Source organism: Streptomyces himalayensis subsp. himalayensis (assembly GCF_013778455.1).
GTDB classification, from domain to species: domain Bacteria; phylum Actinomycetota; class Actinomycetes; order Streptomycetales; family Streptomycetaceae; genus Streptomyces; species Streptomyces himalayensis.
On record NZ_JACEHE010000010.1, the window covers coordinates 135105 to 149917 of the forward strand.

At 71.7% G+C, this 14813-nt stretch carries 13 protein-coding genes; 4 read left to right on the forward strand and 9 right to left on the reverse strand.

Annotated features, from left to right (window positions below; translation table 11 throughout):
* Window positions 1-109: 109 nt before the first annotated feature.
* Both H1D24_RS18150 and H1D24_RS18155 read right to left on the reverse strand, forming a co-directional pair.
* Window positions 110-772: a response regulator transcription factor gene (locus H1D24_RS18150; RefSeq protein WP_030687574.1), complete on the reverse strand. Its 663-nt coding sequence runs from the start codon at window positions 770-772 to the stop codon at window positions 110-112.
* A gap of 459 nt (window positions 773-1231) precedes the next feature.
* Window positions 1232-1891 (reverse strand): DUF3000 domain-containing protein, encoded by a 660-nt coding sequence (locus H1D24_RS18155; protein ID WP_181658647.1) that lies wholly within the window; start codon window positions 1889-1891, stop codon window positions 1232-1234.
* A gap of 185 nt (window positions 1892-2076) precedes the next feature.
* On the opposite strand from H1D24_RS18155, the gene hemE reads away from it, so the two are divergent.
* Window positions 2077-3204: a uroporphyrinogen decarboxylase gene (gene hemE / locus H1D24_RS18160; RefSeq protein ID WP_181658648.1), complete on the forward strand. Its 1128-nt coding sequence runs from the start codon at window positions 2077-2079 to the stop codon at window positions 3202-3204.
* Between the two features lie 79 nt (window positions 3205-3283).
* On the opposite strand, the gene H1D24_RS18165 is transcribed toward hemE, so the two are convergent.
* Window positions 3284-4102, reverse strand: a complete 819-nt coding sequence (locus tag H1D24_RS18165; protein WP_181658649.1) for a rhomboid family intramembrane serine protease — start codon at window positions 4100-4102, stop codon at window positions 3284-3286.
* A gap of 142 nt (window positions 4103-4244) precedes the next feature.
* On the opposite strand from H1D24_RS18165, the gene H1D24_RS18170 reads away from it, so the two are divergent.
* Window positions 4245-4583, forward strand: coding sequence for a hypothetical protein (locus tag H1D24_RS18170; RefSeq protein ID WP_181658650.1), 339 nt, complete (start codon window positions 4245-4247; stop codon window positions 4581-4583).
* 191 nt (window positions 4584-4774) lie between these two features.
* On the opposite strand, the gene H1D24_RS18175 is transcribed toward H1D24_RS18170, so the two are convergent.
* Both H1D24_RS18175 and H1D24_RS18180 read right to left on the reverse strand, forming a co-directional pair.
* On the reverse strand, window positions 4775-6151 hold the full coding sequence (locus tag H1D24_RS18175; protein WP_181658651.1) for an FAD-dependent oxidoreductase: 1377 nt from the start codon (window positions 6149-6151) through the stop codon (window positions 4775-4777).
* Window positions 6152-6285: 134 nt separating this feature from the next.
* Window positions 6286-7419: a DUF4349 domain-containing protein gene (locus H1D24_RS18180; RefSeq protein WP_181658652.1), complete on the reverse strand. Its 1134-nt coding sequence runs from the start codon at window positions 7417-7419 to the stop codon at window positions 6286-6288.
* 159 nt (window positions 7420-7578) lie between these two features.
* Between H1D24_RS18180 and hemG the strand changes: the two genes are divergently transcribed.
* Window positions 7579-9081: a protoporphyrinogen oxidase gene (hemG, locus tag H1D24_RS18185; RefSeq protein WP_181658653.1), complete on the forward strand. Its 1503-nt coding sequence runs from the start codon at window positions 7579-7581 to the stop codon at window positions 9079-9081.
* A gap of 4 nt (window positions 9082-9085) precedes the next feature.
* The gene (gene hemQ, locus H1D24_RS18190; protein ID WP_181658654.1) at window positions 9086-9832 is read left to right on the forward strand and encodes a hydrogen peroxide-dependent heme synthase; all 747 of its coding nucleotides are present in this window, start codon (window positions 9086-9088) and stop codon (window positions 9830-9832) included.
* A gap of 99 nt (window positions 9833-9931) precedes the next feature.
* Here the strand turns inward: hemQ and H1D24_RS18195 are convergent, their stop codons facing one another.
* The 4 genes from H1D24_RS18195 to H1D24_RS18210 all read right to left on the reverse strand — a co-directional run bounded on the left by H1D24_RS18195 (window position 9932) and on the right by H1D24_RS18210 (window position 14810).
* On the reverse strand, window positions 9932-11641 hold the full coding sequence (locus H1D24_RS18195) for an alpha/beta hydrolase (protein ID WP_181658655.1): 1710 nt from the start codon (window positions 11639-11641) through the stop codon (window positions 9932-9934).
* 160 nt (window positions 11642-11801) lie between these two features.
* The gene (locus H1D24_RS18200) at window positions 11802-12644 is read right to left on the reverse strand and encodes a TIGR04222 domain-containing membrane protein (RefSeq protein WP_181658656.1); all 843 of its coding nucleotides are present in this window, start codon (window positions 12642-12644) and stop codon (window positions 11802-11804) included.
* A 187-nt stretch (window positions 12645-12831) separates the two neighbouring features.
* Complete coding sequence (locus H1D24_RS18205) at window positions 12832-13674, reverse strand: DUF4142 domain-containing protein (RefSeq protein ID WP_181658657.1); 843 nt, start codon at window positions 13672-13674, stop codon at window positions 12832-12834.
* Between the two features lie 119 nt (window positions 13675-13793).
* Complete coding sequence (locus H1D24_RS18210) at window positions 13794-14810, reverse strand: TIGR04222 domain-containing membrane protein (RefSeq protein ID WP_181658658.1); 1017 nt, start codon at window positions 14808-14810, stop codon at window positions 13794-13796.
* Window positions 14811-14813: the final 3 nt, after the last annotated feature.

Here is a 14813-nt window from a genome sequence, read left to right on the forward strand (position 1 = left end):
GGTATCTGTGCATGCACAGCGCCCGTCGTCGGAACGTTCCGTCGGCGGGCGCGGGAGGGACGTAAACCAGTCAGGGCGGTGAATGATCCCGGTCAGTGGGTGAATTCGGTCAGTGGATGATTCCGGTGCGCAGGGCCACGGCGACCATGCCTGCCCGGTCACCGGTGCCGAGCTTGCGGGCGATGCGGGCGAGGTGGCTCTTGACGGTGAGTGCGGACAGGCCCATCGAGACGCCGATGGCCTTGTTGGACTGGCCTTCCGCTACCAGTCGCAGCACCTCGACCTCGCGGCCGGACAGCTCTCGGTAGCCGCCCGGGTGGCTCGGGGCACCCGGGGGGCGGCGGTGCATACGGGCGGCGGCCGACCCGATGGGGGCGGCGCCGGGGCGGGTGGGAAGGCCCACGTTCGTGCGGGTGCCGGTGACGACGTAGCCCTTCACACCGCCCGCGAGGGCGTTGCGTACGGCGCCGATGTCGTCGGCGGCGGAGAGGGCCAGCCCGTTGGGCCAGCCGGCGGCTCGGGTCTCGGACAGCAGGGTGAGCCCGCTGCCGTCGGGAAGGTGGACGTCGGCGACGCAGATGTCGCGCGGGTTGCCGATCCGGGGGCGGGCCTCCGCGATGGACGACGCCTCGATGACGTCGCGCACTCCGAGCGCCCACAGATGACGGGTGACGGTGGAGCGGACACGCGGGTCGGCCACGACCACCATGGCGGTCGGCTTGTTCGGGCGGTAGGCGACCAGGCTTGCGGGCTGCTCGAGGAGAACGGACACCAGGCCTCCTGGGGTGCGGGACGGGACCGGCTCGGGGATGAAGCCGGGACGAACCGTGCTTTCAAGGTCACAGACCTCTTCGGCACCAAACCCGTCCTCCTTTAGAGAAAGATCACGATTTGGTGAGTAACAATTCGTGCAATTCAGACATGCGAGCGATCATGTCAGAGATCAAATCGAGCCGAGGCGGGTCGTAATCCATCCGCTTCGCGTCCGTATCGGGCCGCAGCGTGTCCAGCACGCGTCAGAAATGCGTCCGGAATTGCATCGCCTGGGGAGGGGCCGGTGCTTCTCAGGGCGGGGCCGGCGCTTCTCAGGGCGTAGGGAAGCTCCCGCGCGCGATGAGGGCTGCCACCGCGCGATGTCCCTGGCCTGCCAGGCCGTTGTGCACGACACACAAACGGGCCTGGCAGGGCAAGCAGCAGGCCCGGCCTCCGCGTCAACGCCTCAGCGCCGCTCTCAGCGTGTCTGCGGCCCCCGCCGCTGGGGCAGCGACACCACCGACGTATCGCCGGGACCGGCCGGCGGCAGCCCGGCGACCTGGCACAGCAGGTCGCACCATGCGGCGAGATGCGCCGCCGTGTCCGGTACCCCGCCGAGGCCCTCGCGCGGCGTCCAGGACGCACGGATCTCGATCTGCGATGCCGGCGGACGCTCGGCGAGCGCGCCGAAGTAGTGCGAACCCGCGCGAGTGACGGTGCCGCTCGGTTCCCCCTGCGACAGCCCGCGCGCCGTCAGCGCGCCCGTCAGCCACGACCAGCAGACCTCGGGCAGCAGCGGATCAGACGCTATTTCCGGCTCCAGCTCCGCCCGTACGAGTGTGACCAGCCGGAACGAGCCCTGCCAGGCCTCGTGCCCCGCCGGGTCGTGCAGCAGGACGAGCCGTCCGTCGGCGAGGTCCTCCTCGCCGTCGACGACCGCGGCCTCCAGCGCATGGGCGAAGGGGGCCAGGCGCTGGGGCGGGGGCGCCGGGGAGATCTCGATCTCCGGGCGCAGTCGCGCACCCCGCAGCGCGTCGACAGCCGCGCGGAAGGGCAGCGGAGACGAGTCCGCCGCGTTGCCCTCCGTACCGTCCCTATCGTCAGCGTCGTCCGACAGTCGTCCCTGAGCCGCAGCCATGCGGGGAAGATTAAGGGGAACGGAGCCTTCGCGCAGGGAGAGACACCCGGCAGCGCGACGGCTGTCCGGTTCACGCCCCCATGAATACGCCACGCGCCAGTCTCCATTCGGATGAACGCCCCGGCCGGCGAGCGGCCGCTGTCCCCGGGGACAGGCGGTGTCCGCTGCATGCGAGACTTTCCGACGTGAGTGCCAACGACAGCCCCGCGGGCCACCAGCCGACCACACCGCACGACGACGTCAAGCGCGACGCCACGGACGTCAAGGACGTCAAGGACGTGCAGGGAGTCCAGGAATCAGCCTTCCTGAAGGCGTGCAGGCGCGAGCCCGTGCCGCACACGCCGGTGTGGTTCATGCGGCAGGCCGGGCGCTCCCTGCCCGAGTACAAGAAGGTCCGCGAGGGCATCCCCATGCTCGAGTCGTGCATGCGGCCCGAGCTGGTCACCGAGATCACCCTGCAGCCGGTACGCCGTCACGGCGTCGACGCCGCGATCTACTTCAGCGACATCGTCGTACCGCTCAAGGCCATCGGTATCGACCTCGACATCAAGCCCGGCGTCGGCCCGGTCGTCGAACGACCGATCCGGACGCGCGCGGACCTCGCCCAGCTGCGGGATCTCACGCCCGAGGACGTCTCCTACGTCACCGAGGCGATCGGCCTGCTCACCGCTGAGCTCGGCGCGACCCCGCTGATCGGTTTCGCGGGTGCGCCGTTCACCCTCGCGAGCTACCTCGTCGAGGGCGGTCCGTCGCGCAACCACGAGCACACCAAGGCGCTCATGTACGGCGACCCGCAGCTGTGGGCCGACCTGCTCGACCGGCTCGCGGAGATCACGGCGGCGTTCCTGAAGGTGCAGATCGAGGCGGGCGCCTCGGCCGTGCAGCTCTTCGACTCGTGGGTGGGCGCCCTCGCGCCCGCGGACTACCGGCGCTCGGTGATGCCCGCGTCGCGCAAGGTCTTCGACGCGGTGGCCGGATACGGGGTGCCGCGCATCCACTTCGGCGTCGGCACCGGCGAACTGCTCGGGCTGATGGGCGAGGCCGGCGCGGACGTCGTCGGCGTCGACTGGCGCGTGTCCCTCGACGAGGCCGCCCGCCGCGTCGGCCCCGGCAAGGCGCTCCAGGGCAACCTCGACCCGGCGGTGCTCTTCTCGTCGACCGAGGCGGTCGAGCAGAAGACCCGCGAGGTACTGGACGCGGCGGCCGGGCTCGAGGGCCATGTGTTCAACCTCGGACACGGCGTCCTGCCGACCACCGAGCCGGACGCGCTGACCCGCCTCGTGGAGTACGTGCACACGCAGACGGCGCGCTGACGCCTGCCGTCGCGCCTCACGTGGGCCGGCCGGTCACCAGTCCTGCCGTCGGCCCCATCGGCCCCCTCGGCCCCGTCGGTCACCAGTGGTGCCGAGCCTGTCTGCCCCACAGCATGCGGCTCGGCTCAGGTGGTGGCTGCGTGCCGCGGCGCAGCGGCCAGGCGAGGAGCATCCCCGCCAGGAAGCCGACCACATGGGCCACGTAGGCCACGGTCCCGGCCTGCGTGACCGCCGCACCGTACGAGTACACCGCCTGCAGCACGAACCACAGGCCCAGCACGATCCAGGCGGCCAGCCGCAACGGCAGGAACAGCAGGAACGGCACCAGCACCCACACCCGCGCCTTCGGATACAGCACCAGATAGGCGCCCAGGACCCCGGCGACCGCTCCGGACGCGCCCATCAGGAGGGCGCCGGAATCGGGGTTGACCAGCGCGTATCCATAGCCGGCGGCGTACCCGCACACGACGTAGAACAGTACGTACCGCACATGCCCGAGGCGGTCCTCGACGTTGTTGCCGAAGACCCACAGGAAGAGCATGTTGCCGAGCAGGTGCAGCCAGCTGCCGTGCAGGAACATCGAGGTGAGGACGGACAGCGGAGGGTACTTCTCGTAGTCGGGCGGGCCGACCACGCAGCCCGGCCCGGACGGACCCAGGCCCACATCGCCCGTGGGCACCGCACGCGGCATCCGCAGACGGATCAGCTCCTCCGGCACGGCCGCCCAGTGCTCCATGAACGCCCGCAGCTCGCACAGCTGCGCAAGGCTGCTTCCGCCGGTCAGCGAGCCGGCCATTCCAGGAGTACGCAGGAAGACCACGAAATTGGCGGCGATCAGCGCGTACGTCACCCAGGGCGTGCGCCGCGCCGGATTCACGTCATGGACGGGGATGACCACATCTGATCCCTGCCCGGCACGGGCCGCACGAATCCGGGCGCTCCGCTGAACGGGAACGGACAAGCTCCCGTATCACTCTGCGTCCGCCCCGGCCCGGGGACGGGCACCCCCCACAGGGGGTTCCGAGACGTGAGGACGGCCGATGACCGACCCCAGCAACGACCCCAGCAGTGTGCCGCTTCAGGCGCTGCCGGACGGAGACGCGGAAGTCCGTCTGGTGTTGCGCCTGCAGTGGGAGGACGTCGCCGCGCTGGGCCAGGAGGCCGGCCGGCTCGCGGCCCGCCTGCAGCGCCCGGTGAGCCTGGACGAGGCCGCGAGCCACCGCCTGCGCACCCGGCCGCCGGCGGCGCACGCGAAACCGGCGTCACAGGAGCGGCCACCGCAAGGCGTCGCCCCGGCTCCCGTGTCGTCACTCACGGGCCGCTCACCGGGGGACCAGGCGCGCCAGGCGATCGAGAGGATCAACGGCACGACCGCGTGATCCAGCCGTCCCGCGACCAATCAGCCCGCGCGGCAACCAATCAGCCCGTCCGGCGCTTGAGGACGAGCCCGTCAGGGGCGACAGGGGTCTGGGGGGCGAAGCCCCCCAGCGGGGGTCCAGGGGGCCGGCCCTGCCACGCGGCGGAGCCGCATATCAGATGCAGCGGGAAGGGGCGGGGTGGGGGAAGAACCTCAGTCGCCCGCCACCCGCACCGCCACCGAAGCCTTCCGCGCAGCGATCAGCACCGGATCCCACACGGGCGAGAACGGCGGCGCGTACCCCAGATCCAGCGCGGTCATCTGCTCCACCGTCATGCCCGCGGTGAGCGCGACCGCCGCGATGTCCACCCGCTTCGCCGCCCCCTCACGCCCGACGATCTGCACGCCGAGAAGCCGCCCCGTACGGCGCTCCGCGAGCATCTTCACCGTCATGGGCGCTGCCCCGGGGTAGTAGCCGGCCCGGCTCGTCGACTCGACGGTGACCGTCACGTACTGCAGCCCGACGGCCCGCGCGTCCTTCTCGCGCAGCCCCGTACGGGCGATCTCCAGATCGCAGACCTTGCTGACCGCCGTACCGACGACACCGGGGAACGTGGCGTACCCGCCGCCCACGTTCGCCCCGATCACCTGCCCGTGCTTGTTGGCGTGCGTGCCCAGCGCGATATGCCGCTCGCGGCCGGAGACGAGATCGAGGACCTCCACGCAGTCGCCGCCCGCCCAGATGTCGTCGTGGCCGCGCACCCGCATCGCGAGGTCGGTGAGCAGACCGCCGTACTCGCCGAGCGGCAGCCTCGCCGCGCGGGCGAGGGCGGTCTCCGGGCGTACGCCCATGCCGAGCACCACCACGTCCGCCGGGTACTCGGCGTCGTCCGTGGCCACCGCACGGGCCCGGCCGTCCGCGTCCGTCAGGACCTTGGTGACCTCGGCGTCGTCGACCATGGCGATGCCGAGCCCGGTCATCGCCTCGTGGACGAGACGGCCCATGTCCGGGTCGAGCGTGGCCATCGGCTCCTGGCCGCGGTTGACCACCGTGACCTCGTAGCCCCGCTTCATCAGCGCCTCGGCCATCTCCACGCCGATGTACCCGGCGCCGACGACCACGGCCCGGCGGCCCTCCGTCCGCTCCAGGGTGTCGAGCAGCGCCTGACCGTCGTCGAGTGTCTGCACTCCGTGGACCCCGGGCGCGTCCATGCCGGGCAGCGGCGGCCGGTCCGGCCGGGCCCCCGTGGCGATCACGAGCTTGTCGTACGCCGTCCACTCCTCGGCGCCGGACTCCAGATCGCGGGCGCGGACACGGCCGCCCGCGACATCGATCTCGGTCACCTCGGTGCGCATCCGCAGGTCGATCGCGCGGGCCCGGTGCTCCTCCGGTGTGCGCGCGATCAGTTCGTCCCGCTCCACGACGTCGCCGCTGACCCAGTACGGGATGCCGCACGCCGAGTACGACGTGAAGTGGCCGCGTTCGAACGCGATGATCTCCAGCTCGTCGGGGCTCTTGAGCCTGCGGGCTTGCGACGCGGCCGACATGCCCGCCGCATCTCCGCCGATGACCACCATTCGCTCTCGCATCGCCTGCTCCTCGGGAAGCGTCTGAACGCAGCGCGGCACGGTAGGCACCGCACAGGCGAGCGTACGGCGAGACGCTCGGGCGGCAGGAGACGCAGAGGACGCCTGCCGCCCGAAGGCGAGATCACTCCGCGAGGTCACTCCTGCTTGGCGGAGTCGCCTCCCTGCTCCTCATCCGCGTCGGCGCCGCGAGCCGCGGGCGCAGTGGGTGCCGCAGACCCCGGACCGGCCGCGGGCGCCGCAGACGCCGTACCTGTCGCCGGCGCCCCCGCAGGACCGCCCGCCGGCAGAGGTGTCCGCGCACCGCGAGGCAGCCGGGAGCGTACGACCCGCAGCCACACCAGAATGATCAGCGCCGCCGCAGCCACGAACGGCAGGGCCGCGCCGAAAGCGACCGCTATCCAGCGCAGCAGCGTGACGAACGCGTGCCAGCCGCCCGCCAGCGCATCCAGGAACCCGGGGTCGTCGTCCTTCTTCACGACCTGCTTCTTCGGGTTCTCGTAGAACGTCAGGGTGATCGTGGCCAGGCTCGTGCGGTCCTTGAGCGACGCCTGCTGGGCCAGCAGCGACTCCAGGTCCGCCTGACGGCTGCTCAACTCGCCTTCCAGCGCCACCACATCGCTCAGCTTCGTGGCCTTGTCCATCAGCTCACGCACGCGTCCCACGCTCGCGCGCATCGTCTTGATGCGGCTCTCGACGTCGACGACCTGGTCGGTGACGTCCTGCGCCCTGACCTTGCGCTCCATGAGCTTTCCCGTGCCCTGCAGCTCGGTGATCACCTCCTCGTACTGCTCCGTGGGAACGCGCAGTACGACGCGGGACTCCTCGCGGCTGTCCTCGTCGCGGATCGTGGTCTCGTTGCCGACGATGCCGCCCGCGCCCTCGGCGGCCGAGCGCGCCTCGTCGAGGGCCTTCTGCACGTCCTTGACCAGCACGGTGAGCGATGCGGTACGGATGACGTGGGTGCCGGTGAGCTTCGGCGGGGTGGTCGCCTTGTCGCCCGCCTGCTCGCCGGAACCGCTGTCGGCCTGGCCGCCGGGAGCGGCCGCGCCCTGCTTGGCTTCCGCAGCGCCGGGAGGGGCCGCCTTGGCGGCGCTGTCGGCGGAGCTGCCAGCGGAGCTGTCGTTGGCCCCGCATCCCGCCAGCGCGAGCGCCGCCGCCAGCAGGACGGCCGACAGTGCCTGGATGGATCGGTGCCTGGACAGGCCGTTTCGGCGCGTGGACGTGCCGTCTCGGTGCCTGGACGTGCCATGAGCGAGAGGCTCGAACATGTCGGCGTACCCCCGGGGTTGGTGATGACTGGTGCTCCTTCGACGCCCGGGGCTCCGGTTTCGTTGTCGCTGTCCGGTCCCGATGGGGTCACGGTCGGGACTCGTCGGGGCCACCGGTGCCGGGTCTGGCCGCCATGCACGGTTTGAGAGAGTGGAGGCATGCGCGAAGGGGACACACGTACGGGTTCGGGTCATGTCGTCGTCATCGGGGGAGGAATCGCCGGCCTGGCCGCCGCCCACCGGTTGCTCGGCTCACCTGGCGGCTCTCCCGGCGGCCCGCCCGACGGCTCTCCCGCGGGCGCCACGCGCGTGACCGTGCTCGAGGCCTCGGACCGCATCGGCGGCAAGCTGCACGCCGGGGAGATCGCGGGCGCGCGTGTCGACCTCGGCGCCGAGTCGATGCTCGCCCGCCGCCCGGAGGCCGTCGCCCTCGCCCGCGAGGTGGGCCTCGGCGACCGGCTGCAGCCGCCCGCCACGGCGACCGCGTCGATCTGGACCCGCGGCGCGCTGCGGCCCATGCCGAAGGGGCACGTGATGGGCGTGCCCGGCACGGCCGACGCACTGTCCGGCATCCTGTCCGACGAAGGGCTGCGCCGTATCGAGCAGGACCGCGATCTTCCGCCGACCGAGATCGGCGACGACGTCGCGGTCGGCGGCTACGTCGCCGAACGCGTCGGCCGCGAAGTCGTCGACCGGCTCGTCGAGCCCCTGCTCGGCGGGGTCTACGCCGGTGACGCGTACCGCATCTCGATGCGCTCCGCCGTCCCGCAGCTCTTCGAGGCGGCCCGGGGCCACACCTCGCTGACCGAGGCCGTTCGCGAGATCCAGGCCCGTGCCGCGCAGAACCAGCAGACCGGGCCCGTCTTCATGGGCATCAGGGACGGCATCGGCGCGCTCCCGGTCGCGGTCGCGGAGTCGGTACGCGCGCGTGGCGGTGAGATCCGCCTGAACAGCCCTGTCGGCGGCCTTCGCCGGACGCCCGACGGCTGGGAGGTGCGGGTCGGCGACCACGTCGAGACGGCCGACGCCGTCGTCCTCGCCCTCCCCGCGCCGGCCGCCGCCGCGCTGCTGGCCTCGGAGTCGCCCGCCGCGGCCGCCGAGCTGCGCACCGTCGAGTACGCCTCCATGGCGCTGATCACCCTCGCGTACCGGCGGGACGACGCCCGGCTCCCCGAGGGCAGCGGCTTCCTCGTACCGCCCGTCGACGGCCGCACCATCAAGGCGTCCACCTTCTCCTCCCAGAAGTGGGGGTGGATCGCCGAAGAGAACCCGGAACTGCTGGTGGTGCGCACGTCCGTCGGCCGGTACGGCGAGGAGCAGGACCTGGGCCGCGAGGACGCCGAGCTCGTCGAGGTCTCCCGGCACGATCTGCGCGAGGCCACCGGCCTGAGCGCCGCCCCTGTCGCCGCCCGCGTCACCCGCTGGCGGGACGGCCTGCCGCAGTACCCGGTCGGCCACCACGCGCGCGTGGCCCGCATCCGCGAGCACGTGAGCAAGCTGCCGGGCCTCGCGGTGTGCGGGGCGGCGTACGACGGCGTGGGCATCCCGGCCTGCATCGCCAGTGCGTACGCGGCCGTGGACCAGCTGGGCGGTGACCGGCGCGGTGTGGAGCAGCTCACCGCGAACCCGGTGCAGAGCCTGCACGGCGGAGCGGGAGAATAGGCGCATGAGTGACGACGCCCCCACCACCGAGTCCGGCACCACCGAGTCCGGCAGGATCCCGAACAAGGGCAAGCTGGCCAAGGACCTCAACGAGGTCATCCGCTACACGCTGTGGTCCGTCTTCAAGCTGAAGGACGTGCTGCCCGAGGACCGCGCCGGTTACGCCGACGAGGTCCAGGAGCTCTTCGACCAGCTCGCCGCCAAGGACGTGACCATCCGCGGCACGTACGACGTGTCCGGTCTGCGCGCGGACGCCGACCTGATGATCTGGTGGCACGCGGAGACCAGCGACCAGCTCCAGGAGGCGTACAACCTCTTCCGCCGCACCAAGCTCGGCCGCGCGCTCGAGCCGGTCTGGTCGAACATGGCGCTGCACCGCCCCGCCGAGTTCAACCGCTCCCACATCCCGGCGTTCCTCGCCGACGAGACGCCCCGCAACTACGTGAGCGTCTACCCCTTCGTCCGCTCCTACGACTGGTACCTGCTGCCCGACGCGGAGCGCCGCACCATGCTCGCGGACCACGGCAAGATGGCCCGCGGCTTCCCGGACGTGCGCGCCAACACGGTCGCCTCGTTCTCGCTCGGCGACTACGAGTGGATCCTCGCCTTCGAGGCCGACGAGCTGTACCGCATCGTCGACCTGATGCGCCACCTGCGCGGCTCCGAGGCCCGCAGGCACGTACGCGAGGAGGTCCCGTTCTTCACGGGCCGCCGCAAGTCGGTGGCGGAACTGGTGGCAGGCCTGGCCTGACGACCGTTGTGGGCAGTCGTTCCGCAGGGGCATGGGGGTGCCCCCATGCCCTTAAGGCAATGGGGGAGGGTGGGCACAACCCCCGACGTACAGCAGGATCTACGTCGGGCCCGCTCCCGTTGAGCCGGAGCGCAGCGACAACGGCTTCGGCTCGGCATGCGGGGCGCAGCCGGCGCGGAGCGTCGGCAGGCGCCCCGCCAGCAGATACGCGTCCAGGTACCCGTTGACGCACTGGTTGGCGCCGCCGCCGATGCCGTGCGTGCCCGCGCCCCGCTCCGTCACAAGGACGGAGCCGGGCAGCCGGAGCTGCAGTTCCTGCGCCCCCTGGTAAGGCGTGGCCGCGTCCCGCTCGGCCGCCAGGATCAGGGTCGGCGGCAGCGCGCCCTCGGCGGTGCCCACGTCGACGGGCTGCTGCCGCGGCGCCGGCCAGAAGGCACACGGCAAGTTCATCCAGGCGTTGTCCCACGTCGTGAAGGGCGCCACGCGCGCGAGACGGGTGTTGTCGCGGTCCCAGGTCGCCCAGTCCGTGGGCCAGGGCGCGTCGTTGCACTGGACCGCCGTGTAGACGGCGGCGCTGTTCTCCTCCTCGCCGGCCACCTGCGGATGCGGGGCCGCCTGGCTGATCAACGGCTGAGGGTTGCCCTTCAGATACTCGGTGAGCGCGGCGGCACGCATCGGCCAGTAGTCGTCGTAGTAGCCCGCCTTCAGATACGCGGCCTGCAGCTGGCCGGGTCCGACCGTGCCGCCCGCCGGCCGCCGCGCGAGCTCGGCCCGTACCTTCTCGTAGCTCAGCTGCACCGCCTCGGGCGTGGCGCCCAGGTGGTACGTGCTGTCGTGCCTGGCCACCCAGGTGCGGAAGTCCTCCCAGCGCTGCTCGAAGGCGAACGACTGGTCGAGGTTGTTGCGGTACCAGATCTGCCGCGGGTCGGGATCGACCGCCGAATCGAAGACCATGCGGCGCACGTGCGAGGGGAAGAGCGTGGTGTGGACGGCCCCGATGTACGTGCCGTAGGAGGCGCCGACGAACGTCAGCTTCCGCTCGCCGAGCGCGGCGCGCAGCACGTCCAGATCCCGGGCGTTGTTGAGCGTCGTGTAGTGCCGCAGCGCGGTCCCCGCCCTGCGCGCACAGCCCTGGGCGTACGCCTTGGCCTCCGCGATGCGCTGCTTCTTGTACGACTCGGAAGGGCGCGTGGGCGCTTGCGTCGGCGCCTGCACGAACTGCTCGGGGTCCTGGCAGGACAGCGGCGCCGACCGGCCGACGCCGCGCGGGGCGTAGCCGACGAGGTCGTACGCGGCAGCGATGCGCTGCCACTCGGGCATGCCGCCGGCCATCGGGAAGTACATGCCGGAGGCGCCCGGGCCGCCCGGGTTGAAGACGAGTGCCCCCTGGCGGGCGACCGGAGCGCTCTTGCCGCCGCCCCTGCCGTTCCTGCCGTCGCCGCCGGTGACGGGCGCATCGCCGGCGGCCTCGACCCGGCCGGTGGCCTCGACGCGGCTGACGGTCAGTTTGATCTGCCTGCCGTCGGGGTCGGCGTAGTCGAGCGGCACGGTCACCGTGCCGCACCGGATGTGGTCCGGGAGGTTCTCCGCCTCGGGACAGGCGCCGAAGCGGATACCGGCGGCCGCGGCGCGCGCGGCGGCGACAGCGGTGCCGCGCATCTCCGCTGCGGCGCTGTCGGCCGAGGTGCTGCGGGCCGAGGTGCTTGCGGCCGAGGTGTTTCCGGTCGGGGTGTTGCTGCCCGCGGGTGCTGCGACGAGGGCCGTGAGGACCATGGACCCGGCGGCTCCGCTGATGACGGCTGCTCTCATCGCTCTTCGGCATCCCTTCGTTCGGCTCGTCCGGCGCAGGGGCGCTCATGCCGCCGACGGCTGATGGAACGTCAGAAGGCCGGTCTCACAGACCCACTGAATAAAAGGGATAATTGGATCGGTGAACGGTGAAGTAAAGCACCGGACCGCCGGTGTCGGGTCAATGACCCCGTTGCGTCCCCTCCCGGTGGGACGTGCCATGCGCGAACGCCGCCCTGAGGTCGGGATCGGGGACTGCGTGGATGCCCCGGACGGCCACAGTCGTGAGATACGCCCGGTCGTCGGCGGCACCGTCTTGCGGCGCCAGATTCCCCAGCAAGCGCTGACCGGCCGGTGACGCCCAGCGCGTGTACGGATGCACTTCAAAACGGGCGATGGCCAGACAGCCCAGCGTGAGCACCAGAGGCAGCGCGAACCAGGCCACGACCGGAACCCGGTAACCATGCGCCACCTGCTCCGGAGCCGGCATCAGCAGCGCGACTCCCCCCAGCACCGCCACGGCCACCGCGGCCGCCTTCACCTGGCGCACCGCGCCCGCCACCGTCGTACGCGCCCCGTCCGGCACGGCGAGGCCCGCCGCCACCAGCCGGTCGGCGAGTGCGCGTACCGCCTCCGCGGCCGCGGCCGCGGAGCGTATCGGCGCTATCCGGGACTGGCCACCAGGGCCGATCGCTCCCAGCACCGACCGCTCCATGTCGTCCCGCCCCTGCGCGTCGACCACGGTCGCCCAGCCGGTGTGCGCGAGCAGCAGCCGGCGCTGACGGGCCATCGCCACCAGGGTCAGGTCGGCGACCCGGTAGGGGCCGCCGGACAGGAAGGCGGCCTCGTACAGCGTCAACTCACGGTCGTGGCCACTGAGGTGGTTACGGTCGCGGCCGGTGACGGGTTCCGCCGCCGCGGTGTCCGCCTCGACGGCGGCGGCACGGAGGGCCGCCAGGCACAGCCGGGCGCAGGAGAGGCCGGCTGCGGCCCAGGCCAGAAGCAGGAGAGCGACCCAGAACATGGCGGCTTTCTATGCGACGAATCGCCTGTTGGCCATGGTGTGTTCAGAATGTGGACGGAGCGTGTTCCATAGGTGACGTTCGTCCGTTCCGGCCGCCGGGAGCTCGTCCGTTCCGGCCGTCGGGCCGCCTGCTCGTCGCAGGATTTCCGGGGCCTCAGCCTGGCGCCTCTCGGCGGCCTCGACCTGACTACTCGTCCTTCTCCTTCTCCTTCTCCTCCGTGTCCTTCTCCTCGCTCTTGTCGTCCTTGTCATCCTTGCTCTTGCCCGGGTCGGCGCTCTCGTCGCCCGTGTCCGCCGGCTTCGGCCGGGACGCGGCCGGAGGCAGCGAGAAGGAGTCGGAGGGAGTGACCGGTACGGGCGGGCTGGGGGAACGGGCCGGACCGGGCGGCGCGGGGGAGCTGGTCACCGGCTGCGGGCCCGTCGTGGCGGCGTCCCTCGCTATCGCGTCGAAGTCCACGAGCCCCGTGTCCTCGAGCACCGTGATGTGGTCCAGGACCGTGGTGTTGGCGTCGTCGGCGAGGTCGCGGACCAGCGAATTGCGGGTGGTCGCGCGCACCTGTGCCACGACCGAGAAGACCTTGCCGTGGGCGCGGCGCAGGATGTTCGCGAACAGCGTGTCGTACTCGTCGCCGCGTGCCGCACTCAGCTCCGTGAGCCATGCGCGCTGCTGGGCGTTCGGCTGGTTGGGCAGTTCGAGGCTGAGCTGTGCGGCGACCTCGCGTACCCGTGCGTCCAGAAAGGTGTGCCCCTCGATCAGGTGCTCACCGGCGGTCTGCACGGCCTTCGTGGTGCCGCGCTCCTCGGCCTGCTGGCCCGCGGGCAGCTCCCACAGGCCCGCGAGCCGCACCTTGGTGATGAAGTCCCGGTCCAGAGCGGACAGCGGGCCGTATCTGGTCGAGACGGTCTGGGCGTTGAGCGTGTCCAGGCCGGTGCCCGAGCGGTCCGCGTAGGACCAGATGGGGAAGATCAGCGCGACCAGTGTCGCGGTGAGCCCCGCGACGATCAGTCCGGTGCCGTTGATGGATCGCATGGTGCCTCCTGTTGCGGCACCGCACGCTAATGCGCCTCGGGTACGCGCTGTCGCCATACGCGCATGAGTACGTCAACTTCGGTACGCGGTGCGCCGCAGGAGGGCTACGAGGAGCTGCCTCAGCTGGATCCACCGCCGCCGCAGCTCGACCCACCGGACGACCCGCCGCAGCTCGACCCACCGGACGATCCTCCGCAGCTCGAACCGCCCGAAGAGCTCCCGCAGCTGGACCCTCCGCAGCTCGAACCGCCGCACGAGGAACCACCGCCGGAGCCACCTCCTCCGCACCATATGACGGTGCCGCCGACCCACAGCGAGGCGTCATGGGAGGCGGACGAGGAGGAGCCGGAGGACGAGCTGCCGCCCACGCTCACCCGCGTCCGCGCGGCCGCAGCCAGCCGGCTCCGCAGCTCCGGGTCGGGCACCGCGCGTGGGCCGCCCATGGCCACCAAGTGTGCGGCGCTCCCGGTTCGGGCGGCGGTGGATGCCGCGTACTGGCGCAGGGCACTCTGACCGGCGCCGGTCAGCCGCTTCCCGGAACGGGCAGAGCACACCGCTCCGACCACGATGCCGAACAGCACGGCAGGGAACACCTGGAAGACAAAAGGCAATGCGAAGTCGTACCCGTCATAGTGCGCGAACTGCACGAAGGTCAGGACGATCGCAAGCGGGAAACCCGCCAGGCACAGCAGGATCTGCGTGATGGCCCAGCGGCGGATCGGGCGCAGTGCGCCGGGCTGGATCAGCAGGCCGCGTGCCGCGAGCCCGTCGCCGATCGACTGGACGGCGGGACTGCGCATCACGAAGACGCGCAGCTGGTGCAGGGCGCCGTTGGGAGCGGCGGAGTGTGCTGTGATCAGCGCGCTCTCAGCGGGGTTGTGGGCGGCGGCGCCCTGCCGGATCGAGACGATGCCCGGCCATCCGACGACCAGCCGCCCGTCCTCGTGCATCGCGGTGATCACCGTGTCCGCGACCCGGCCGGGCCCGCCGGACAGGAAGGCGGCTTCCAGAGCGTCGTGCAGGAACGCGCCGACGGGCGCACCGCCGCCGCGTGACCTGGCGAGCGCGATGATCAGGGCGATCGAGGAACCGCCGATGAGCACGTAGTACAGGATCGAGATCGTCACGGTCTCCATGAC